Annotated in this window: 19 protein-coding genes and 2 pseudogenes; 16 read left to right on the forward strand and 5 right to left on the reverse strand. The window is 47.6% G+C overall.

The features are described from left to right. Positions 1–232 precede the first annotated feature (232 nt). A complete protein-coding gene (locus GKO28_RS01700) occupies positions 233–508 on the forward strand; it encodes a hypothetical protein (RefSeq protein WP_173533696.1) in 276 nt (91 codons plus the stop codon). Then, positions 508–1,011, forward strand: coding sequence for a 1-acyl-sn-glycerol-3-phosphate acyltransferase (locus GKO28_RS01705; RefSeq protein WP_247646267.1), 504 nt, complete (start codon positions 508–510; stop codon positions 1,009–1,011). Before GKO28_RS01700 ends, GKO28_RS01705 begins: the two co-directional genes overlap by 1 nt. Before the next feature lie 133 nt (positions 1,012–1,144). Here the strand turns inward: GKO28_RS01705 and GKO28_RS01710 are convergent, their stop codons facing one another. Both GKO28_RS01710 and GKO28_RS01715 read right to left on the reverse strand, forming a co-directional pair. Further along, on the reverse strand, positions 1,145–1,348 hold the full coding sequence (locus tag GKO28_RS01710; protein ID WP_173533694.1) for a cold-shock protein: 204 nt from the start codon (positions 1,346–1,348) through the stop codon (positions 1,145–1,147). A gap of 216 nt (positions 1,349–1,564) precedes the next feature. Continuing rightward, a complete protein-coding gene (locus GKO28_RS01715) occupies positions 1,565–2,191 on the reverse strand; it encodes a YceH family protein (protein ID WP_182075146.1) in 627 nt (208 codons plus the stop codon). Positions 2,192–2,426: 235 nt separating this feature from the next. On the opposite strand from GKO28_RS01715, the gene GKO28_RS01720 reads away from it, so the two are divergent. Both GKO28_RS01720 and GKO28_RS01725 read left to right on the forward strand, forming a co-directional pair. Continuing rightward, positions 2,427–2,690, forward strand: a complete 264-nt coding sequence (locus GKO28_RS01720; RefSeq protein WP_203563825.1) for an Hpt domain-containing protein — start codon at positions 2,427–2,429, stop codon at positions 2,688–2,690. Continuing rightward, positions 2,656–3,528 (forward strand): HD-GYP domain-containing protein, encoded by an 873-nt coding sequence (locus GKO28_RS01725; protein ID WP_203563826.1) that lies wholly within the window; start codon positions 2,656–2,658, stop codon positions 3,526–3,528. Before GKO28_RS01720 ends, GKO28_RS01725 begins: the two co-directional genes overlap by 35 nt. Positions 3,529–3,593: 65 nt before the next feature. Here GKO28_RS01725 and GKO28_RS01730 read toward each other — a convergent pair whose 3' ends face one another. From GKO28_RS01730 to GKO28_RS01740, 3 genes are all read right to left on the reverse strand, one after another. After that, complete coding sequence (locus GKO28_RS01730) at positions 3,594–4,325, reverse strand: pseudouridine synthase (RefSeq protein ID WP_182075147.1); 732 nt, start codon at positions 4,323–4,325, stop codon at positions 3,594–3,596. Positions 4,326–4,451: 126 nt separating this feature from the next. Next, on the reverse strand, positions 4,452–5,891 hold the full coding sequence (pyk, locus tag GKO28_RS01735) for a pyruvate kinase (protein ID WP_182075148.1): 1,440 nt from the start codon (positions 5,889–5,891) through the stop codon (positions 4,452–4,454). Between the two features lie 233 nt (positions 5,892–6,124). Beyond that, positions 6,125–7,564, reverse strand: coding sequence for a transglycosylase SLT domain-containing protein (locus GKO28_RS01740; RefSeq protein ID WP_182075149.1), 1,440 nt, complete (start codon positions 7,562–7,564; stop codon positions 6,125–6,127). A gap of 105 nt (positions 7,565–7,669) precedes the next feature. On the opposite strand from GKO28_RS01740, the gene GKO28_RS01745 reads away from it, so the two are divergent. From GKO28_RS01745 to GKO28_RS20890, 12 genes and pseudogenes are all read left to right on the forward strand, one after another. Further along, positions 7,670–9,559, forward strand: a complete 1,890-nt coding sequence (locus GKO28_RS01745) for an ATP-binding cassette domain-containing protein (RefSeq protein WP_182075150.1) — start codon at positions 7,670–7,672, stop codon at positions 9,557–9,559. Between the two features lie 4 nt (positions 9,560–9,563). Then, positions 9,564–12,452: a PAS domain S-box protein gene (locus GKO28_RS01750; RefSeq protein WP_182075151.1), complete on the forward strand. Its 2,889-nt coding sequence runs from the start codon at positions 9,564–9,566 to the stop codon at positions 12,450–12,452. A 61-nt stretch (positions 12,453–12,513) separates the two neighbouring features. Beyond that, positions 12,514–14,104, forward strand: a pseudogene (locus GKO28_RS01755) (peptide chain release factor 3). A gap of 674 nt (positions 14,105–14,778) precedes the next feature. Further along, a complete protein-coding gene (locus tag GKO28_RS01760; protein WP_247646269.1) occupies positions 14,779–15,156 on the forward strand; it encodes a DUF4396 domain-containing protein in 378 nt (125 codons plus the stop codon). 155 nt (positions 15,157–15,311) lie between these two features. Further along, on the forward strand, positions 15,312–15,605 hold the full coding sequence (locus tag GKO28_RS01765) for a hypothetical protein (protein WP_182075152.1): 294 nt from the start codon (positions 15,312–15,314) through the stop codon (positions 15,603–15,605). Further along, positions 15,592–17,577, forward strand: coding sequence for a mechanosensitive ion channel domain-containing protein (locus GKO28_RS01770; RefSeq protein ID WP_182075153.1), 1,986 nt, complete (start codon positions 15,592–15,594; stop codon positions 17,575–17,577). Before GKO28_RS01765 ends, GKO28_RS01770 begins: the two co-directional genes overlap by 14 nt. Before the next feature lie 8 nt (positions 17,578–17,585). Beyond that, a complete protein-coding gene (locus tag GKO28_RS01775) occupies positions 17,586–17,879 on the forward strand; it encodes a hypothetical protein (RefSeq protein WP_182075154.1) in 294 nt (97 codons plus the stop codon). 358 nt (positions 17,880–18,237) lie between these two features. Further along, the gene (trpS, locus tag GKO28_RS01780; protein WP_182075155.1) at positions 18,238–19,269 is read left to right on the forward strand and encodes a tryptophan--tRNA ligase; all 1,032 of its coding nucleotides are present in this window, start codon (positions 18,238–18,240) and stop codon (positions 19,267–19,269) included. A gap of 243 nt (positions 19,270–19,512) precedes the next feature. Then, entirely contained in the window at positions 19,513–20,694 is a 1,182-nt protein-coding gene (locus GKO28_RS01785; RefSeq protein ID WP_182075156.1) for a response regulator transcription factor, read from the forward strand. Positions 20,695–20,905: 211 nt separating this feature from the next. Next, positions 20,906–23,192 (forward strand): annotated as a pseudogene (locus GKO28_RS01790) (NADP-dependent malic enzyme). Beyond that, positions 23,185–23,436 (forward strand): PhaM family polyhydroxyalkanoate granule multifunctional regulatory protein, encoded by a 252-nt coding sequence (locus GKO28_RS01795; RefSeq protein ID WP_182075157.1) that lies wholly within the window; start codon positions 23,185–23,187, stop codon positions 23,434–23,436. The pseudogene GKO28_RS01790 and the gene GKO28_RS01795 overlap by 8 nt, the downstream one beginning before the upstream one ends. Positions 23,437–23,448: 12 nt before the next feature. After that, positions 23,449–23,574 (forward strand): hypothetical protein, encoded by a 126-nt coding sequence (locus tag GKO28_RS20890; protein ID WP_282099199.1) that lies wholly within the window; start codon positions 23,449–23,451, stop codon positions 23,572–23,574. Positions 23,575–23,724 lie beyond the last annotated feature (150 nt).

The raw sequence follows: 23,724 nt of genomic DNA on the forward strand, positions 1-23,724 counted from the left end.
ATATCAAGTGCCGATTGTAGCAAGAACCAGCGCCAAAAACGTTGTCGATTCTCAGTTTATCTCGATACAACATGGGAAATACTACGTATTAATACTAGATTTTCTCTACCAGCAAAAGCAAACCGACCCCATTAACTTACTTTTTAGCGCCATCGAACTGCCATTCGAGCAAATTGTAAGCGACGAGCTGCGCCCAAAGCCTTAGAATAGCGTCGCTTACAAAGGAACTATCATGACAATGAAGAAATTTGAACTAGAAAAACGCAAAGCTGAAAAGCTACACAATGATCTCGGTGCAGCCAATGCACCGGCTCGTTTTGGCCAAGCTGCAGCAACAGTGCTCGACAAGAAAGAGCAGCGCAAACAAGATCAAGCTAAAGGTTTGGTACCGTTCGCCTGCAAACTCAATAAAGATCTCGTACAAGAGCTACACACCCGTTGCTCAGAACGTGAAATGACGCTTAATGATTTGGTGGCTGAGTTGATTCAAACCGGCCTCGCCAAATAATGCAACGCACCATTTTTGATACGCCCATCATTCGTGATGTTATGCCAAGGCTATCAAAATGGTTGCTCAATCGATTAGGGTGGCGCCTAAAAGGTGACTTTCCTGCGCTGGATAAATACGTACTGATCGCGGCACCTCACACCAGCAACTGGGATTTCCCCATCGGGCTGGCGCTATGCTTTATTGCAAGGCAAAAAGTCTACTGGATGGGCAAACACACTTTGTTTGTCGGTCCACTTGGGCCTTTAGCGCGTTGGTTAGGCGGTATTTCAGTAGATAGACGTAAATCCAATTCTTTAGTTGAACAAATTGCCGATGTATACCAACGCAGTGAACGACTTATTATTGCGATTCCGCCGGAAGGCACACGGCAAAAGGTAAATCGCTGGAAAACTGGATTTTACTATATCGCACTGAAAGCCAATGTGCCCATCGTGCTGGGATATATTGACTTCAAAGAAAAAAACCGGTGGATGTGGCATGGTTTTTTATCCAACCGGTGATATTGATGCCGATATGCAGGTAATTCAGCATTTTTATCAAGGCATCAGTGGAAAAAACCCGCAATACCAATAAGATGTAGACGTAAAAAAACCCAGCAAGCTGGGTTTTTTTCTACATCAACAAACCAAGTAATTAAACTGGTTGAATGTTAGATGCTTGCTTGCCTTTAGGACCAGTAGTAACGTCAAACGAAACTTTTTGGCCTTCAGCTAAAGTTTTGAAACCTTTAGAGTTGATTTGTGAGAAGTGAGCAAACAAATCTTCGCCGCCTTCATCAGGAGTGATGAAACCGAAGCCTTTAGAATCGTTGAACCACTTAACTGTACCTTGAGCCATTTTGTATTTCCCTAAAAATAAAATAAATATAAAGCACGAAAATCAAGGGAAATGAAGCACTGCGGTACGGCAAGGCCACTACATCACACACATCCACTACTTGAAGATCCTGCAGCTCGTATCTTCGCTGAGCGCGCCGCTGCTGGCAAGCATTATTTGAAGTTTTCCGATAAAAAGGGTGGTTTAAGTCAATATTTACTGAAAAAACTGATGCATTTAAGTACGAACAGCTAGCTTTTGCTGCATATCGACTAGCGCTACCTTTAATTTCTCAACCTCCAGCTCCAAATCAGTCACTCGCGCTAGAAGATCTAATTTGGACTCATCCGACAACACCAACGGTGACTCCCCCGCCAATAAATGACACCAACGGCACTCCCTCGCCCCGGCTTGTTTCGGCATTTGCAACACCAAAGCAGCAGATGGCCGCGAAGCCAACTCTTCCAAAAAGCCTTCAACCGCCGAAATATCAGCAAACCGATGCAAGCGCTCACAATTCAGACGCAATTCACCCGCTGTTTGCGGCCCGCGTAGCATGAGCACCGCCAACAGCGCGACCGATTGACTCGGAATACGCAACACCTTAGCCAAGGACTGCTCATAGCGCAGGACACGCCCCCCATTCACTTCTGCAACCCAACCTTGTTCGCGTAACTGATCAAGCGCTACAAGCAACTCAACCTCAGTCGCCTCAATCACCGGATCGCGACTCGACTTTTGATTGCACGCTGCAAGCAAGGCATTCAAAGTTAAAGGATATGAATCCGGTACTGTATGTTGTTTTTCAATTAAAGCGCCGAGTATCCGTATTTCCAACTGATTTAATTCATTGACTGCAGCCATCAAACGAGCCCCTTGCTAAATAAGCACATTATCTTCGTATCATGTTCAAATAAAAACTATAAATACAGCATGATTTATAAAATAAGCACAGAATCGGAACGCAATTCCCAATCTATTTACATACTTATCGTTCATAAACTAGAGATAGTGCGTGAATAAGTTATGTCAGCACCGCAATTTTTGAAAAACCACCTCAATTTCAATGGGCAGGCTTCAACAAAGGCTAGGTCACGCAATGGAAATCCAAGGGCTACAAAATCCACAAGTTATCGATTGGAATGCATTTATCGACTTTCGTGACGGGCTCATCGACTCCGCACCACAAATCGAAAGCTTACTCGCCGAGCTCAAGCAAACCCCGAACGATCTGAGTCGTATTACGCAGTTATTTCGTTTATTTCACAATATCAAAGGCGATGCGGGGCTCTGTCGCCTGCCGTTTGTTATTCCATTGATTCATGGTGTTGAAAACCATTTTGTCGCGAATGCGCAGCAATGAATTAGCTTTTAGCGACCTACTAGCCGAGGTCATCTTGCTTACTTTGGATCGGCTAGAACAAACTATTGAACTGCTTGGAGACAATGAATCCGCCACCGCATTAGCGCTACCGACACTAGCACTAGGTCTAGAGGGTTTATCTTTGCAAGGCGCAGACAGCATCGATGCCAGCGCTATACGTCTGATTGAAACCGTTACGGGCTTTCGACCGGGATTAAGCAAGCTACCACAAAGAGACGCCAGCAATGCGGCACGTAATAATGCAGAGCGCCATGAAGACCTGAACTTCTTTCACCAGCTCGCTTTGCAACTTGAAGCGCGCTCACCTTTGTTTGCAGGGCGTACGGCAAGAAATCTTGAATTGGCGCTTGAAACCAACCGTGCGGCAGGAGGCCGAGTTAATCCCATACAATTAGAAGCCGCCATTTATTTACACGACATTGGCATGATGTTTTTACCAGAAAACTACTGGTTAAAAATTGAATCGCTGGATGAGTCTGCACGCCAAAAAATCAATTTACATCCAGCCTGGGGGGCTGGGCTAACCGCCAGAATGGTCGGCTGGCAAGACGCTGCACAAATGATTATTCAACACCATGAAAAACCCAATGGCAGCGGCTACCCTAACCAATTGATGCATTCTGAAATATGTGACGGCGCTAAAATCTTAGCCATTGTTGATGCTTTTGACTCGATTTTATTACGCCACAGCCATCGTGGGCAGCAACGCTCTATATTGCGAGCGATTGCTGAAATTAACGCCTCTGATCGACAATTCTCTGCCGAATGGATTGCGCCCTTTAATCAGGTCATACGTCAAATGCTGGAAAATAAATAATATTTGGCGTCAGCGCAGCCTGCAAAAAAACTAGCGCATTTCATCCGCCAGACAAAATCGACAGCTTAAAATCGCTCATTACTTTGCAAAAAGCGCCACTGCCCTTCTGGCAAGCTGGCCAAACCAATGCGGCCAATCCGAATCCGCTTGTATGAGCGCACCTGAATGCCGACCGACTCACATAAGGCGGGTAAGAAATCCGGTATCGCGGCCCGTAAAACAATACGCAATTGCTGATCGCTTTGTCGCGTGATTTTATAAGGTTTCAAAACAGCGCCATCAAACTTAGTTCGACTATTCATTAGTTTTAATGATTCAGCGCTGAGTTCACCATCAAACCACAATAGATATTCTTGCTCTAACTCCGTCGCCAAAGAGCGGAGCAGCCGCGTATCTTGCGTCAGCACCAGCAATCCTTGCGCGGCAGAATCTAAGCCGCACGGCACTTGTAAATGAGGCAACGCCTTCTTTAACAACACAAACCCAGTTCGATCGCTCACATCACGACGTTCAGTGTGCAATAGTGTTTGCCACGCCTCACCTTCCGCTTCTGGCCAAGCGGCATAAGCCACCGGCTTATTTACCAACAGCGTCACGCGATCGGGTTGTTTATGCAACTGCATTTTAACCGCCTGCACGGCCACTTTTTGCGCCAGCGTCACACGACTACCCAGCTGATCAACAACCTGACCATCGACTGTCACGCGTCCCAGTTCAATCAACTCATCGGCTTCACGACGCGAGCACAAGCCAAGTTCGACCATGCGTTTGGAAAGACGAATCAGTTCTTGCGTCATGGAGGGTTCCTCATTCAAAAAATCATTATTGGGCACATTGCGCGGGACTTCATCATCGCAAACCATCTGCCGCTTAAACAAACAAAAAACCGGCCATAAGGCCGGTTTGTGTCAGCAAAGCACGAATTAACGCGCGCCGCTACCCACTTGTACGATACGCATGGTGTTCGCACCAGAACCAACGCCTGATTTATGCACACCCAAGGTAACAACTAATTTATCACCAGGAATCACCACACCCGCACGCAACAATTCAAGCTGAGCGTATGCCAATTGTTCTTCACGATCCGCACCCACTTTAGCATCCATCATGATAGGACGCACGTGGCGGAACAAGGCCAATTTGCGGTAGGTATTCAATTCTTGTGTAAACACATAAATAGGCACGCCGGTATTGTAACGTGATAACCACAATGCAGATGCACCTGAATGTGAAATACATACAATCGCTTTGATTGGCAATTTACTAGCGGCATACAAAGCCGACATCGCAACCGCTTCATCAATGCGAGAGAAGTCACTCACATTATCAAATTCAGCTTCAACCTTGCACTCGCCAGAACGTTCCGCTTCAAAGCAAGTACGCGCCATAGCTTGTACCGCTTCAAGTGGGTATTTACCGGCAGCGGATTCAGCCGACAACATCACCGCATCAGTACCATCCAAGACCGCATTGGCGCAATCGGAAACTTCAGCGCGTGTTGGCACTGGGCTTTCGATCATTGATTCCATCATTTGCGTCGCAGTAATGCTCAATTTGTGCATCTTACGCGCCATCTTGATCATGCGCTTTTGCAGTGCAGGCACAGTAGCATCACCCACTTCAACCGCCAAATCACCACGCGCTACCATAATACCGTCAGATGCCGCGAGGATTTCTTCCAGATTGGTAATCGCTTCGGTCCGTTCGATTTTTGCAATCAAACCACCGTGGCCACCCGCTGCACGCAATAAAGTGCGCGCCATATACATATCGGCGGCCGATTTCGGGAATGAAACCGCAATATAATCTGCCTGCAAAGCTGCGGCAGTTTTGATGTCTTCCATGTCTTTGGCAGTCAATGCTGGCGCAGTTAAACCACCGCCTTTGCGGTTAATTCCTTTATTGTTCGAGAGCAAACCACCCACTGTTACCGTGGTAAATACTTTAGCGCCAACCACAGAATCAACGATCAATTGAATTTTGCCATCATCAAGCAACAACTCAACGCCCGCTTCCACGTCATTTGGCAGTTCTTTGTAATCCAAACCTACGGTGTCTTGGTTACCCAATTCACATTCCGCATCCAAAATAAATTTGGCGCCTTTTTTTAGCTCAATTTTATTTTTTTCAAACTTACCAACACGGATTTTTGGGCCTTGCAAGTCAGCCAAAACAGCAACCGACTTACCCAATTTAGCCGCAATCGAGCGAACCATTGCCGCGCGATCAGTATGGTCTTGCGCTGTACCATGAGAGAAATTCAAACGTACGGTATTTACACCCGCAACGATGAGGCTTTCCAGCACTGCTGGATCATTCGACGCAGGGCCGAGGGTGGCAACAATCTTAGTACCGCATTGCATACTTTTAAATCTCCAATGAATAGCCGAAAAACACGTGCCAACAATACGCGACTTCAGCGCGTAAAAATATGATAAAAAACAGGAAAACTGTAGATGACGATTTTAAATAAAGCCGCTCAGACATTGATGCTCGAGCGAATATCCGTCAAAAGAAAACACATATCGAATGTATTAACACGGGCGCATTACAACATTTAGTCTGTAATGATATACCCCAATAGGGTTTCAAACCACTATTGGGTATTTTTGCCAACAACATGGCTGGCTTTTTTAGCCTTGGTCTTTTCTGCCGACTGATAAGCAAGATAATAGCGATTGACGGCAGATACATAATCCACCATCCCTTTACTGACTTGACTCATCGCCGTTTTTTCTACATTCCCCAACCAAACATTCGGATCTAATCCTTGCGCTTTCGTGCGGTTTCTAATTTGCGCCAAACGTCCCTCACCGGCGTTATAGGCTGCAATCATAAAATACAGCTGATTGTCTTCTGAGATACCTTGCTGACTAAACATTTTACGCAAGTAAGCTAAATATTTTGCTGCCGCGGTAATATTGCCCTCATTGCCATGCGGGTCACTCACGCCCATCGCTCTCGCGGTAGACGGGTTAACTTGCATCACCCCTGTCGGGCCGTTTTTACGCACCACTGGATTTAATTTACTTTCTTTTTGCCCAATTGCAGCCAGCAGCATCCAATCTAAATTATTCGCCGCCGCAATGGTCTGAAACATTGGCATAAAAAAGCCCAATTTATCCAGTGGTGAAATAGCCTCAGACCGCGCCGCTTTTGCATCCACAGGTAAAAAGCGCTGGGTAACGCGAATCGCAGCATCAATCGATACTTTTTTGCTCGCTATATAGCGATTCAACGACGCCAGTAATGCGCTATCCGCAGGCCGCGTCGCCCACGCCAAATCAACGGTTTCTGCCAAGCAACTTCCGACTTGAACGGCTTTAAAGCGCTCACCCCACAACTTTAAAATCGCCCGACTCATGACGGTATACGCTGCCTTACCGGCATTGATTTCCGCCAGCAATGACTCAACAGACTGCCCAATTGGCGGCTCGTCAAGCGTGACGCCACCCAATTCGGTTTGCCCGGCCAACAAACGGCGTCCCAAACTACTTGAGCTCAACACCAGTGGCGTATCACCCAAGGTCTCAAAACGAGGTACATCACTTGATTTGGGACCCAGCAAACACCATTCATCCTGAGCATAAGGCGTAGAAAATGCGACCAAGGAACGAGCGCCCTCAGTCATTGGAATCAACCCCGCCGCAATATCGCCCTTACCCGCTAACAAAGCCGGAATAAGCTCGCCACTGTCCATTGGGATAAATTGAATCCGTATCGGAGGCAGACCTTTGGCGCGATTGCGATTAAGTTCCGCCTCAAAGCCATTGAGCAAGGCATACTCTAAGCCATGAGGGCGACCATCTTTTAAAAAGTACGTCGAAGCCCCCAGCCCCACCAACACGCGGATCCGATCTGGTGGATTATTCACATCAAACTCGCCAGCTTTGGCCAAAGCGCTTTTCGCTTTGAGTGCTGGATGAGTGCTTTTTACACTAGCAACCTCTGATTTAGCCTTGCCTGCCTTAGGCTGAGTAGCCCAAGCAATACTCGCCAAACAGAGTAATACGAGACACAGAGCGAGTCGTTTCATCCCTCTACTCCACAATGAGATTGAGCACGATTCTAATCGTTAACGTGCCGAAGACCCAACACACCCGTATAATCGCGGCTTAAATTGCAAATTAAAGAGTCTGTTATGCCCTTGTTACTGGTTGAAAATGCCCACCTCGCCTTTGGTCACTGGCCACTATTGGATGGCGCAGGCCTTGTGTTAGAGCCTGGAGAGCGGGTTGGTTTAATTGGCCGCAATGGTGCAGGCAAGTCGTCATTATTAAAAGCCATCGCTGGCGTACAAAAACTCGACGAAGGCACGATTCGTTTAGTTGATAACGCCAAAATGGCCTTTGTTCCGCAAGAGCCCATGCTCAACCCTGAGCACACTGTATTTGAAGCGGTCGCCGAGGGCTTGGGTAATATTCGCCAAGTGTTGCTTGACTACCATGCGGCGCTCGATCACTTAGACGATAGCCAAGAAAGCCTAGATCGTCTGACCGAAATTCAACACGAGCTGGAAAGCCAAGATGGCTGGCGCTTAGATTCGCTCATTTCGACCACCATGTCACAACTGAGTCTACCGCCCGAAACCTTGATTTCAGAACTCTCAGGTGGTTGGAAAAAACGCGTCGCCATTGCCCGTGCTTTGGTCACCGAGCCACAAGTTTTACTACTTGACGAGCCAACCAACCATTTAGACGTTAGCGCGATTGAATGGTTAGAAACCATGCTCAAAGGCTTTGGTGGCAGCGTATTATTTATTACCCATGATCGCCGCTTTTTGGACAATGTCAGCAATCGTATTATTGAGCTCGATCGCGGCAACATTGTGAGCTTCCCAGGCAATTTTGCTGCCTACGAAGCCAAAAAAGAAGAACTCATCGCGCAAGAAGAAGTAAACAATAAAAAGTTTGATAAAGACCTGGCTGCTGAAGAAGTTTGGATTCGCCAAGGGGTCAAAGCACGTCGCACCCGCAACGAAGGCCGCGTTCGTCGCTTGGAACAATTACGTCGCGAACGCTCTGAGCGTCGTGAACGCTTAGGTAAAGTTGAATTTCAAGTTGAAGCTGGTGATCGCAGCGGCAAAATTGTCGCGGAACTGGAAAACGTCAGCAAAGCCTATGGCGATAAAGTACTCATCAAAGACTTTAGCACCCGCATCTTGCGCGGCGACAAAATCGGTCTAATCGGCCCGAACGGGGCAGGTAAAACCACCTTACTTAAAATGATTCTGGGCGAGCTCGAACCCGACACCGGTTCAGTAAAGGCCGGCACCAAGATCCAAGTCGCTTATTTCGATCAGTTCCGCGAACAACTTGACGAAGAAAAATCAGTCGCCGACTCCGTCAGCCAAGGTGATGATTTCGTAGAAATCGGCGGTCAGCGTAAACACATCATGGGTTATTTGGAACAATTCTTGTTCCCCGCCGAGCGCGCGCGCAGTCCGGTAAAATCACTCTCAGGTGGTGAGCGCAATCGCTTATTGTTAGCGCGTTTGTTTACCCGCCCAGCGAACGTTTTGGTGCTCGATGAACCGACCAATGATTTGGATATTGAAACGCTAGAGCTACTTGAGCAATTACTCGATGAATATCCAGGCACCGTGTTCTTAGTCAGCCATGATCGTGCCTTTCTCGATAATGTCGTAACTCAAACTATCGTCTTTGAACCTAACGGCCAAATTATTGAAAACGTCGGTGGTTATCAAGATTGGATTGATGCGAAAGCACGCATGCTCGCTAGTCGTGAATCAAATAGCAAAACCACAGCCAGCAAAGAAAGCAAGCCGGTTGAACGCACTAAAACAGCAAGAACCAAATTAAGCTTTAATGAAGCCCGCGAATTAGAAAACCTACCCAAGGAAATCGCATTACTCGAGCAAGAACAGACAGAATTACAACAATCTTTGCTTGATCCGGCAATTTATCGCGATTCTCCTGCAAAGGCCAAAGCAATGCAGGCTAGAATCGATGAGATTGATGCAATCACCATTGAAAAAATGGAACGCTGGGAAGCTTTAGAGGCCAAATAAAAGCATGATAGGGTCACGCCAAAACAATTTATCAACCGAGCCAAATACGCATAAAACACTTCGTGTACTGCGAATTGGCTTGTTGACTTTTTATGGCGTGACCGTCTTTGTGGTTTTACTCACTTTAACGTGGATTACGATCCGTGATTATCAGCAAACAATGCGAGAAGCGGAAAACTATAATTTATCACTAGCTCGGGCATTAGATGAAAACGCCACGCGGGCTTATGTTTCAGTTGAACAAGCCATGCAAAATGTGGCTGAAGATTTAGATCGACAAGGTGGTGTCGATAAAGCTGACGAATACGTCATGCATTTACTACTTAAAGATAAAGTCCGTTTAACGCCACAAATCCGCGGCATTATCACCATCGGTCCAACCGGCATATTGCATAGTCATGGTCTAGAATATCCAGCGCGAAAAATATCACTCGCCGACCGGGTTTATTTTAATTACCATCGTGACTTTGATTCAATTCGTCCCTATATCAGCGAGCCTATTTTATCTAGAACCGATGGCAAATGGTTACTCCCCTTAACTCGTCGCGTTAATTTACCCAATGGTGAATTTGGTGGAGTACTCCTATCGGGAATGGAGCCGGCTTACTTCCTTAAATTTTATGATTCTTTGCAACTCCCCAAAGGAATGCAAATCCAATTATTGCGTAGCGATGGCGTCGTTTTAATTAATTATCCATTTGATGAAAGCGCCTTAAATAAAAACATTCGCAACGACGATCCGCTACTTTTTGAGCAATTACGTCTTAAGCGCAGCAGTACTTATATCAAAGATGATAATGGTGAAAAACTGATCACCTTTATTGTCAATCAAAGCGACAATCCACTCATCATTCGCCTGTCTTTTAATGTTGATCTTATTTTAGCTCACTTTAAAACCCAAACCTATATCCGAACGGCGTTGGCCGCCTTATTAATGCTGGTCATTTCTATTTTAACTTACATTTTAATGCGACAAATCAAACGGGCAGAACAAATTGAAGCTCGCCTGTATTTAACGCAATTTACGGTTGATGAATCACCTGACATGACATTTTGGTGTAATGAGTCGGGTCGAATTTACTATGCCAATAAAAGCCTCACCAAACATTCTGCTTATCGCAGTGATGAACTTAGCGCACTTAATTTTAACGATTTGTTTACCGAAATTTCCGAAGCGGATTGGCGACAATTTTTATCGCAACTACACGACAACAACACCATTAACTTTGAAGGTCTGCTTAAAAATTCATTGGGTAAAATTACGCCAATGGAAATTACTTTATCGCTCATTCAATTTCAAAAACAATCTTATATCTGCTGCAATGCACGTGATATTTCTGCACGGCGCGAAGCCGAGCAAGAATTACGCCGCCACCGCGATCATTTGCAAGAAATGGTCATGGAACGCACGGCAGAAATCCGCACCGTACTTGATGCCAGCCCGCTCGCCATCATGCTATCCATGCGCGGCACCATTCGCTTGGTCAACCCCGCTTTTGAGCTACTTTTTGCTTATGCCGCCAGTGATATTATCGGCTCACCGACCCACAATATTTTTTCATCTACCGAACAATTTAGCGAAGCCAATCAACTGATCTGGAGCAAAATTGCCAGTGGTGGCGTATTTCGCGGGGAAACTGAGCTGTATCGCCGTGACCATACGCCATTTTGGGCGATGGTTTACGCCAAAGCCTTGGTCCCTGGCGATATGTCCAAAGGGTTGATCGCGGTGATTGAAGACATCACCTCGCAGCGGATTGCCGCCCAAGCGATGCGTCAATCAGAACGCCTTAATCGCACCATTATTGATCAAACCGCAGACGGCTTCTTACTCATTGATGCTGGCCATCGCATCTGCGACGTTAATCACTCATTCACCCGCTTACTCGGATTTAGCCGAAAAAACCTCATTGGTCGACACCCGAATGATTTATGGGGTGAAAATGCTAAAAAATTCTTCCCAGATCAGTTAGCCAGCTTAATTGATAAACATCATGCGCCAATTGATTTAGAACTATTCAATCAAGAAGGGATTGCACACCCCTTCCTGATTAATAGTGGCGTTGTGCTTGATGAGCAAAAATCGATTGAATATGCTTATGCATTCTTTACCGACATTACCGTTTTAAAGAAAATCGAAACGCATTTAGTTGAAGCAAAAGAAGCTGCCGAAAGCGCTAACTTTGCCAAGTCTTCTTTCCTTGCCAATATGTCACATGAATTACGCACGCCAATGCATGCGATTTTGTCTTTCTCTGAAATGGGCTTAGGCAAAACACAAAACCAAAATCACAGTGAAAATCTCAATTTAAATCGTTACTTTGAACGCATTAATGCCTCTGGAAAGCGATTATTAGTTCTGTTGAATGATTTGCTGGACATGTCGCGACTAGAAGCCAACAAAATGACCTATGACAAAGGCATTCACAGCCTACAAATGATTGTGCGAATGGCATGCGCTGAAATTAGTTCACTCATTAGCAGCAAACAGTTACAACTGCATATTCAAGATAGCGAAATCGAAGCCAGCGCCCATTTTGATAAAGCACGCCTGACTCAAGTACTGGTCAATTTATTGTCCAATGCCATCAAATTTAGTCCGCACGGAGGCGAAATCGAAATTCAATTTATTGCCAATGCGCAACTAGAACCGGATCAACCGGCCATCGGCGTCAGCGTTCGCGATCATGGTCCGGGCGTACCAGAGGATGAATTGGAATATATTTTTGATAAATTTATCCAAAGTAGCCGTGCTCGCAATGGCAGCGGCACTGGCCTGGGCCTAGCGATTAGTCGACAAATCATTAGCGACCATGAAGGACGCATTATCGCGAGCAATCACCCACAAGGCGGCGCGTTATTTACCGTCCTACTGCCGAGTCATCCGCGCTAAAGGTTTTGCTTATCGCCACATTCGCGTACAATTGCGGGTTTTTCCCCGCCGAATCAATATCATGCCGGATATCATCAGTGAAGTGGCGCGCCGCCGTACTTTCGCCATTGTCTCCCACCCCGATGCGGGTAAGACCACGCTCACCGAAAAACTGCTGTATTTCTCGGGCACGATTCAAAATGCGGGTACTGTAAAAGGTAAAAAAGGCGGTAAGTTTGCCACCTCCGACTGGATGGACATTGAAAAGCAACGGGGTATTTCGGTTGCGTCTTCAGTGATGCAGTTCGATTACCGCGATCACGTGGTCAATCTACTCGACACCCCAGGTCACCAAGACTTCTCGGAAGACACGTATCGGGTACTGACCGCAGTGGATTCGGCCTTGATGGTCATCGACGCGGCTAAAGGTGTTGAAGCGCAAACGATCAAACTATTGAACGTCTGCCGCATGCGCCACACCCCGATTATCACCTTCATGAATAAGTACGACCGTGAAGTACGCGATTCTTTAGAGCTGCTCGACGAAGTCGAAAGCGTGCTCGAAATCCGTTGCGCGCCCATTACTTGGCCGGTCGGCATGGGTAAAACCTTCCGTGGGGTGTATCACATCCTCAAAGACGAAGTGATTATCTTTACGCCGGGCAAAGGCCCACTTGATGAAGTTGAAGTCATCAAAGGCATCGACAATCCACGTTTGGACGAACTCTTCCCGCTCGAAATCGACCAAACCCGGATGGAATTGGAGCTCGTTCGCGGCGCTTCGCATCCATTCGTGCTCGAAGAATTCCTCGATGGCACGTTGACACCGGTCTTTTTTGGTTCGGCGATTAATAACTTCGGTATTCGTGAAATCTTGAATGCGCTGGTTGATTGGGCGCCACAACCGTCGGACAGCGCCGCGATTCAACGCGCCGTTTCGCCAACGGAAGAAAAATTCTCGGCTTTCGTATTTAAAATCCAAGCCAATATGGATCCGAAACACCGTGACCGCATTGCGTTCTTGCGCGTGTGTTCGGGCGAATTTACTCGCGGGATGAAATTTAAGCATCTGCGCCTCAACCGCGATATCGCCGCCAACTCGGTGGTGACGTTTATGGCACAAGGTCGTGAGCAAGTTGAAGAAGCTTATGCAGGCGACATTATTGGTTTGCCGAACCACGGCAATATTCAAATTGGCGACTCGTTTTCTGAAGGCGAATTACTGTCGTTTACCGGTATTCCTTACTTTGCGCCGGAAATGTTCCGCATCGTACGCATCAAAAACCCGCTCAAGATCAAGCAATTGCAAAAAGGCTTACAGCAGTTGGGTGAAGAAGGTGCAGTTCAAGTTTTCAAACCGCTCAATGGTGGCGATTTGATTCTCGGTGCGGTGGGGGTATTGCAGTTTGAAGTCGTTGCATCACGCTTGCTGAACGAATACGGTGTGGAAGCGATGTTTGAATCGACGACGATTTTACACTGCGCGCTGGGTGTCTTGCGATGATGCGAAAAAACTCGCCGAGTTCGAGCGCACGCTCACCAACAACCTCGGCCGCGATGCCGCCAACAGTTTGGCTTATTTGGCCACCAGCCGTGTCAATCTGGATTTGACGATGGAACGCTGGCCAGAATTGCGTTTCCATGCTACACGGGAACACGCCATTACGCTCTAAGGGTATTGCTCTGGATGCAATGGGTTTAATTCGTTGCATCCAGATACCCCATAGTAAATATCACCAAAATCAAGCATAGCATCTCAAAAGTGATGGGCTATAACTACATTATTTCTTTTATAGAAGTAGTGCCATCATGCCTCACGCCCCCCTACCCGATTGGCTAAGCACTCTGGCCATTTGCAGCATACTGGTCGGTATTGCTTGCTTGATTTACATTCTGCTCGATCAACGTCAACGCCCCAAACCCATGATGTCGATCATGCTCTGGGTGTGGCCGATTAATGCGCTTTGGGCTGGTCCGCTGGCGATTTGGGCTTATCGGCATATTGGTAATGGCAGTAAACCTCGCATTAGCCACGCAGCGCCAACCCAGCCCGCTCAATCGTCAAAACCACTAGGCGACGAAGCCAAGCCCGCAATGATGCACAATATGGCGATGCATGACATGCCCATGAAGGATATGCCCAATATGGGCATGTCCAATATGCAGATGCCTAGCCCTACTCCTAGCCCAGCTCCTTCTTCAACCTCAATGTCGTCCATGCCAGAAATGAAAATGGCTATGCCAATGCATATGAATATGCCGGCGCAGATGAGCGCAAAAAAAACCATTCTGGCAAAGCATTACCGCCGGAACACTACATTGTGGTGCCGGTTGCAGTCTCGCCGACTTGATTGGGCCATGGCTATTTGCCGCCGCACCCTTTTTATTGTGGGGCAGCCCGGTCTTTGGCGAATGGGCGCTCTCCTACCTGCTGGCACTCGCCATTGGTGTCACCTTTCAATACGGTGGTTTAATCGGCATGGTGCCTGAAACCGGTGCTGCGCTCTGGTGGCGGGCACTCAAAGTGGATTCGCTGTCTTTAACTTCATGGCAAATTGGCATGTATGGCTGGATGGCTATCGCTATTTTTGTGCTGATTGGGCCAATGTCACCCACCGAGCCAATATTTTGGTTCATGATGCAAATCGCCATGGCTTGCGGCTTTATCACCGCCTACCCAATGAACTGGTTTTTGGTCAAAGCAGGCATCAAAACCGCCATGTAACTGTGATTGATTCGTCAGCAATGCCATTGTCGCTCAGGCATCAGCATGCAAGATCGACGTGGCATGCTGACGCCCAAGCCTAAGCTTGCATATTTCTGAATCTCGCCCCAGTGTAACGCGTAAAATACCCCTCTCTGACTCTGGCATTGCCGACTATGTCTCGTTTTTTTACTGCATTTTTGCTACTCATTTTCTCTCAAGCGATTGCTGCGCCGAGTGACCTAGGTTTAACACCAACGCCGACCAGTGCCAGTAGCACGGCATTCGTCAGCACCAGCAGCGAATTTGAACGCTTAAATCAGCGGCTGGAATTAGCCCAAGCAGCGCTCGCCACTTTAGAAAAAAAACACCACTGCACCAGAGCGAGAATTAAATCGATTTTGGCTCACGCTCGAAATCTACGCCTACCGCCAACATCTGGCCGCACTCAACGGCTTGAGCGCGCTTGATCAAGAAAATCACGCCCCACCTGCAAGCTTGCAAGCGAGCCAAAGCAAGGTACAGCAGCAAGGCGAGCGGCAATTGCTAGAGCAAGAAGTCGATATTTTACGTAACAATCTCAGCGTGCAAGAAGCCTACCTCAATACCATCCATGATGAGTTAGGCCAAGCACAAGCCGAATTACGCCTCAATCAAGATTTGCTAGAGAAAGCGCCGGCACAAAGCAGCGCTCGCACTCAAATCGCCGCCAAAATTGCGACTTCACAACAAAAAGTCGACACTTGGCTCGCCACCTTGGCCAGTATTGATGCACGGCAGCAATTTAATCGCGCGCAATTGCAAGCGCGCCGCGAACAAGTATTAGCACTCGATGCCAAACTCGGCCCCAATCAAGATCAATTGCAAAGCGCGGTGATGAATGACGAGCTGCAACAAATCACTGCGCAACAACAGCATTACGCGCAACTACAAAACAATCAAATCACCAAAGAACAGCAACTTCGCCAACAATTAGCCCAACTAAAAACGCAGCGCGACACACTCAATAAGCAACTAGAAAACCCAAAAAACAACAATACCGTTGCATTGCAAACGCAGCTTTCAGCACTCGATCAACAACAGCAAGTACTCCAACAACAACTGGAAACGCTGGCCATTGAGTCTGGCGTTTTATCTGACTTAATGATGGCCAACACCATTGAGAGTAGCTTTTGGAAAAAACGACTGGCACTTAAAAACTCCGGCAAGCAAGCAGAAATTCAACAACTCAATGAAGAGGCGCAGACCTGGCAGCACACCTTGCAAGGCACACTCGTTGCGATGCAAAAATCGGCAGGTATTGCTCAGGACCAATTAGACCAACTAGGCCGCTCAAGCGATACCCCTGCGGCTTTACGGCAAACGTGGCAAGAACGCGAAACCATCTACCGTGAAGCGGCAATTGATTTACGTCGCTCGAATGAAAAATTTAATCGCTGGCTCAATAATGCCGCCCAACAAGATAAAACGCTGGCCATGCGTACCGATTATTGGCAAGAAAAAATGCACCGTCTGACGACGCAAATCTGGCGCTATGAATTATTTAGCGTCAATGACAGCGTTGAGGTCGATGGGCAAAACATCAGTATTTCGCGCGGCGTTACCATCGGCAAAATGTGCATCGCGGTGCTGTTAATTACCGTTGGCTTTGCGCTGTGTATTTTCTTTGGGCATTTAATCGAAAAAATCCTCATCAAACGCAGCCGATTTCCCGAGGTTTCAATTCGCATTGCCAAGCGCTGGATCTTATCGATCGCCTTTATTGGGCTGCTCATCAATTCATTGCTGATTGTGCAAATCCCACTCACGGCCTTTGCATTCTTGGGCGGTGCGATTGCGATTGGTCTGGGTTTTGGCATGCAAACACTGCTCAAAAATCTAATCAGCGGCCTGATGATGCTGCTCGAGCGCCCGTTTCGTCCTGGCGACACCATTGCGGTTGCCGGCATATTGGGCACCGTCGTCGACATGAATGTGCGCGCGGCCGTGGTGCGCGATGTGAATGGCATCGACACCTTGGTGCCCAATAGTACTTTTTTAGAGCAAAATGTCACTAACTGGAGCTACACCAACAGCGTCATTCGCCAAGGTTTTCAAGTCGGCGTCGCGTATGGCAGTGATTTACGACTGGTTGCCAAGCTACTCGAGGACGAAGTGCTGCGGCACGGCCAAATCTGCAAAAATAAACCACCGGAAATATTGCTCGAAGATTTCGCTGCCGATGCGCTCACCTTTGGCATTTATTATTGGGTGGATATCGGCGCCGGTATTATCGGCCGTCAAGTGGCCAGTGACTTACGCTTTATGATTGATGCCAGCTTTAGAAAACACGACATTTGCATTGCTTACCCACAGCAAGATGTGCATCTGGATATGAAAAACCCACTTCAAGTTCAGCTCCAAACGCCAACGCTGAACCCTAGCAAAACCGACTCACATTAAGGCTTTATATGTCAGAACAATCTCCCTTACTTCTTATCGACTGGACGCCCGACGAAGCCAAAATCTATCAACGCCTCAGCCGACAACGACAATGCACCAGTGTTGAGCTGATCAAGCACTGTGTCATCCAAAATCCGCACGGTTTAATTGCTAGCATGAATCAAAAGCTCGCAGACAGCGACTGGCAAATTTTCATTAGTGTGGCGCGGAGCAGTCGGCCACAAGCCACGCCCATTGCCTACTATCGTCTATGCCGCAAACCGCTAATGAGTTTTGATCCACCACCAACAGCGTCAAGGTAAAGTATTGCTATGTCTGCTGATTGTGGTTAAACCGTGCCATGCAGCACATACTTCAATCAATCTAGGTATATCACTAAATGCTTTTTAAAATAAAGCGTACAAGCCAATACCTAACGAAATTATTTGCTGTTGGCTTGCAATAACGGGCAAAACACTTGACGGGCTAAAGTTAAGCCTGTCACTATTGAGTCATGAACATGATCCAACACCCCCTTTCTGTTGCTTATTACTGGTGGCGCCTCTAGGCGGCACTGGGCTTGTTGGTATCGACAAAACCTGCCGCCGGATTACGGTGACAGGTTTTTTTTTGTTTTCTACCCCTCTCCCATCCGGCGGCTCCATTTTAAGGAGCAGCATCATGTCACAAACATCTACCGCGTCGAATCCATCGGCAGCCACCATCGTGGTCACCGGCGATCGCACCACTGGCCCCTTGCATTTAGGCCATTATGTTGGCTCACTACAAACTCGCCTTAGCCTACAAGAAACCCATCAGCCCTTTATTTTATTAGCCGACACGCAAGCCTTGGCAGACCATCAAGGCGATTATCGTGCAGTCCGTCAGTCGGTGATTGATGTGGCGCTGGACTACCTTGCTGTCGGCATCGATCCGCAAAAGTCGACCATCTTGATTCAATCGATGGTGCCAGAACTGGCTGAGCTGTCGTTTTACTTAATGAATCTGGTTTCCATCGCCCGTTTAGAGCGTAATCCCACCGTCAAATCCGAACTCAAGGCCAAAGGGCAAGATCGCGATGTGGCCGCTGGTTTTTTAACTTATCCCGTTAGCCAAGCCGCTGACATTACCGCTTTGCGCGGCAGCTTGATTCCGGTCGGCGCCGATCAATTGCCAATGATTGAGCAAACCAATGAAATTGTTCGCCGTTTTAACCGCATGGTGGGCGAAAACGTACTCAATGAATGCAGTGCCTTACTGTCTAATACCAGTCGCCTGCCGGGCATTGATGGCAAAACAAAAATGAGCCGTGCCGCAGGCAATCATATTAGCCTGGCTGCCAGCGCCGATGACATTGAGCAGGCGGTCAATAAAATGTATACCGACGCCAACCACCTCACCATTGGCAGCCCTGGCCAAATTGAAGGCAATGTGGTGTTTAGCTTTTTAGATGCATTTGATGCCGAACCAGCACACGTCAATGAATTAAAAGCTCAATACCAGCATGGCGGACTGGCAGATCGAGTGATCAAAGCGCGCCTCAATGAGCAATTACAAGCCTTGATCGGCCCGATTCGCGAACGCCGTGCGCAATTGGCCAAAGATCCGGATGCCATTTTGTCGCTATTGCTATGTGGCTCAGCCAAAGCGCGACAAACTGCCGCCCTGACTTTGCATAAAGTAAAAACCGCAATGGGGATGTACTACTTTTAAATCCAACACCAAGCTGTCACTAAGCTGCCATATATTAAAATATAAACTATAAAGAGCCTAAGCAGGCACGTCCTGCTCTTGGCCTAGCTCAAGCGATGGTCATTGCACTTAAGTCGTTAAGCAAAAGTCTTCTTGCATCGTTGCCGCGCCTTGGCGTACTCAAGGTACTACCGGCGGCTTCGACGCCTTGCCATACAATTTTGGTGCAAATACTTACCAGCAATTTCAATGGAAAGTTAGCCCATGCCACTCTCTCTACTGATCGTCGATCCAGACTGTTCTGCTTACGAAGCTTTGCAGTCCAATATCGAGGCGAATTTTGTAATACAAATGGCAGAAAACGGCGCTAATGCAATGGCGCTACTTGAGCAAACGCAGCCTGATATTCTTCTCATCGATGGTAATTTAGCCGATCAGATGGCCTATGCGATTTGCCAACGTTACAAAAATAACAACCCAAATGGCGAAATATTGTTTATTGCCAGCACTGAAAAAGGAGATTATGTTGCCGCTTATGGCGCGGGGGCCGACGACTTTATCAGCAAGCCATTTTGTAATGATGAATTACAACAAAAACTATTATTGTTTCAACGCAGCATCGAAGAAACTCAGCAGCTGCGCAGCTCAGTCCAAGCTGCGACCGATACGGCGATACAGGCCATATCCAATTCTGCTGAATTAGGCAAAGTAATTAGTTTTTTTAAGCGTGCTAGTTTAGCCCCGGATGAAGCTGGTTTACTCAAAGCATTGGTAAATACCACAGCCAAATTCAATGTACAAGTTGCCGCCCAAATTCATCAACAAGACACCTTGCTCACACTCAATAGCCAAGGACGCAGCAGCCCGCTCGAAGAGCATATGTTACAAACCTTGGCGCAAGACCCGCAGCGCATTTATGAGATGGGCAAACGATTGGTGATTAATTTCCCCAGAATTATCTTGCAAGTCAAAGACATGCCCGTTAACCAACCCGATTTGTGTGGCCGTTTACGCGACCATATCGCCATTTTGGTTGAGGCTGCAGAAACACGACTCGACGGCATTTTAAATGAAACGCAAATTCGCGCTCAGCAGCAGCTCACCTTAAATGCGATTACTTTAATTCAATCTTCCATTCAAAAACTAGAAAACGAATATCGCCAACAAGCTGGCTCATCGGTGCGACTGTTTAGCGAATTACAAGATCAGTTTGAACACAAGATGGTGTATTTAGGCCTTACCGATTCACAAGAAGGGGCACTACTAGATATGATTGCGCATAGCCTAGCTGCAGCCACCCAAATTTACGATCAAGGTTTATCGCTCGACGATGAGTTTTCTCATGTGATCGCCACCTTGATTTATCTAACCCAACGATCACCACAGGCCGTTATAGCTGCGGCACCGGAGCCCGAAGAACCAAGTGATGACATCATGTTGTTTTAATTACGCAGCATAAAATGAACATCATGAATACATGGGTATAGCCTCGTAAACTATTAACAACAATAACTAGATAGCAATACCTATAATATTTAGACTCACTTTTTAGTCATAGATGCTCTTTTTTATCGGTCTGTGGGAATATCCCTAATACTTTTCAGCGCCATATTCCCCCAGCATCAACTCACATCGATACACGCACCAGGGGCAGATCATGGACGAAGAACTCAGAAAGAAAGCACTTGAATATCACCGTTTCCCAAAACCCGGCAAGATTCAAGTGGTGCCCACCAAAGGGCTCGCTAGCCAGCGCGACTTAGCTCTTGCCTATTCACCCGGCGTGGCTGCTGCCTGCGATGCCATCGTTGCCGATCCATCCGAAGCGCGCAATTTAACCGCGCGCGGCAATTTAGTCGCCGTGGTTACCAATGGCACTGCCGTTTTAGGCTTGGGCAATATTGGCCCTCTGGCCGGCAAACCGGTGATGGAAGGCAAAGGCGTATTATTTAAAAAAATTCGCCGGCATTGACGTTTTTGATATTGAAATCGACGAAAACGACCCTGACAAACTGATTGAAATCATCGCCTCGCTAGAACCGACTTTTGGCGGTATCAACCTCGAAGACATTAAAGCGCCTGAGTGTTTTTATGTAGAAAAAAAACTTCGCGAGCGAATGAATATTCCGGTGTTTCATGATGACCAGCATGGCACGGCAATTATTGTCGGCGCTGCCGTCAAAAACGCCCTTGCCTTACTGAATAAAAACATCGCTGATGTTAAATTAGTCGCCTCCGGCGCCGGTGCCGCCGCAATTGCGTGTTTAGACTTACTGGTTTCTTTGGGCGTACAAAAAAGCAATATTTTTGTTTGCGACTCCAAAGGCGTGATTTATAACGGCCGTGGCCCGCTAGACGAAACCAAGCAGCGTTATGCGCGCGACACGGACATTCGCACCCCAGCCCAAGCGCTAGTCGGGGCCGATATTTTCTTAGGTCTTTCAGGCCCTGGCGCGATTGATGCCGAAATGCTCAAAACCATGGCGGTGTCGCCATTGATCTTGGCGCTAGCCAATCCAAACCCTGAAGTGACTCCGCCAGAAGCCCGCGCAGCGCGCCCAGATGCAATTATTTGTACGGGTCGCTCGGATTATCCAAATCAAGTGAACAACGTACTTTGCTTCCCATTTATCTTCCGTGGCGCACTCGATGTCGGTGCCACCACAATTAATGAAGCGATGAAACACGCGGCAGTGAACGCCATTGCCGAGCTGGCACACGCCGAATTGTCCGATGTGGTTGCCAATGCCTATAGCGGCAAATCATTGGCTTTTGGCGCAGAGTATTTAATCCCAACCCCGTTTGATCCGCGTCTCATCGTAAAAATTGCCCCGGCAGTGGCCAAAGCGGCGATGGACAGCGGCGTCGCCACGCGCCCGATTGAAGATTGGGCAACGTATATCGAAGAACTCACGCAATTTGTGTATAAATCGAGTCTCTTTATGCGGCCGGTATTTATGGCAGCCAAAAAAGCGCAAAAACGCGTGGTGTTTTGTGAAGGCGAAGATGAGCGTACCTTGCATGCCGTCCAAGAATTACTCGATATGCGCTTATGCCAACCGATTTTGATTGGCCGCCCACCGGTGATTCAAGCGCGAATTGAAAAGCTCGGTTTGCGCATTCGCCTTGGTATCGATTTTGAAGTTTGTAATCCAGAAAATGACCCGCGCTATCGCGAATACTGGCAACTGTATTACAGCCTCATGCAACGCAAAGGCGTTTCAGAAGACCTCGCCAAAGCTGAAGTACGCCGCAAAACGACACTCATCGGCGCTTTAATGGTCGAGCGGGGTGAAGCGGACGCCATGATTTGCGGTACTTACGGTTTGTATCACAATCATTTGGCGCACATTAAAAATGTGCTGGGCTTAAAACCGGGCGTCTCGACCACAGCGGCAATGAATATTTTGCTGTTGCATTCAGGCAATATTTTCATCACCGACACCTATGTCAATGCCGACCCTAACGCCGAACAACTGGCTGAAATCACCATGATGGCGGCAGAAGCGGTGCGTAAATTTGGTATTGCCCCAAAAGCGGCGCTATTGAGCCATTCAAGCTTTGGCAGTAACGACAGCCCGTCCGCGCGTAAAATGCAAGAAGCGCTACGGATTGTCACCGAGCAAGCCCCGGAATTAGAAATCGACGGGGAAATGCATGGTGATGCGGCGCTTTCGACCGCCATTCGAGCACAGGTTTTCCCAAATTCCCGCCTCAAAGGGGAAGCCAATATTCTGATTATGCCGAATTTGGATGCGGCGAATATTTCGTTTAACTTGCTCAAAGCCACCGCAGTCGATGGCGTCACCATTGGTCCGATTTTGATGGGCATGGCCAAACCGGTGCATATTTTGACCCCAACTGCATCCGTTCGCCGTATTATTAATATGGCGGCATTGGCAGCGGTTGAAGCCGCAATGGCTGAGGAGCAAAATAATGAGTGAATTTAATCCAAACGATCCCTTTGGCTTTTTTGCCAATATGCTCAAACAAGGTGCGAATAACCCATTTATTCCACCGCTGACCGAAGAAGAGATCGAGCGTAAAATTGTCGAATGTAAAACCGTCGAGCAATGGCTCAGTATGCAAATTGGCATGCTGCAAATGACGGTGAAAACACTCGAAATTCAAAAAGCCGGCTTAGCCGCTTTTAAACAAAATATCGACCCTAACCCTGAACACAGTTAAAAACGGATCACAATGATTGAACGTCGTCCCGCCAAACGCCCTACTTTGGCGTTAAAGCACACACTGGCCAGCTTGTTGCTGGCCAGTTTTTTTTACCGCCTGCGGCACTGCACCAGTCAAACCGCCAGCGCAACCTAGCCCAACACCAAGCACCTCCCCAGAAACCACCAGCCCCACCGCAGCCGCCGCACCGCGCTATGTCGCCAGCAGCTGGCAAGCGCTACCCGCTGGGTCACAAGATGAACTGATCAAAGGTTTTCAGGCATGGCGTAATGGCTGCGCTCGGCT

The organism is Deefgea sp. CFH1-16, from assembly GCF_016881365.1.
Lineage (GTDB): Bacteria > Pseudomonadota > Gammaproteobacteria > Burkholderiales > Chitinibacteraceae > Deefgea.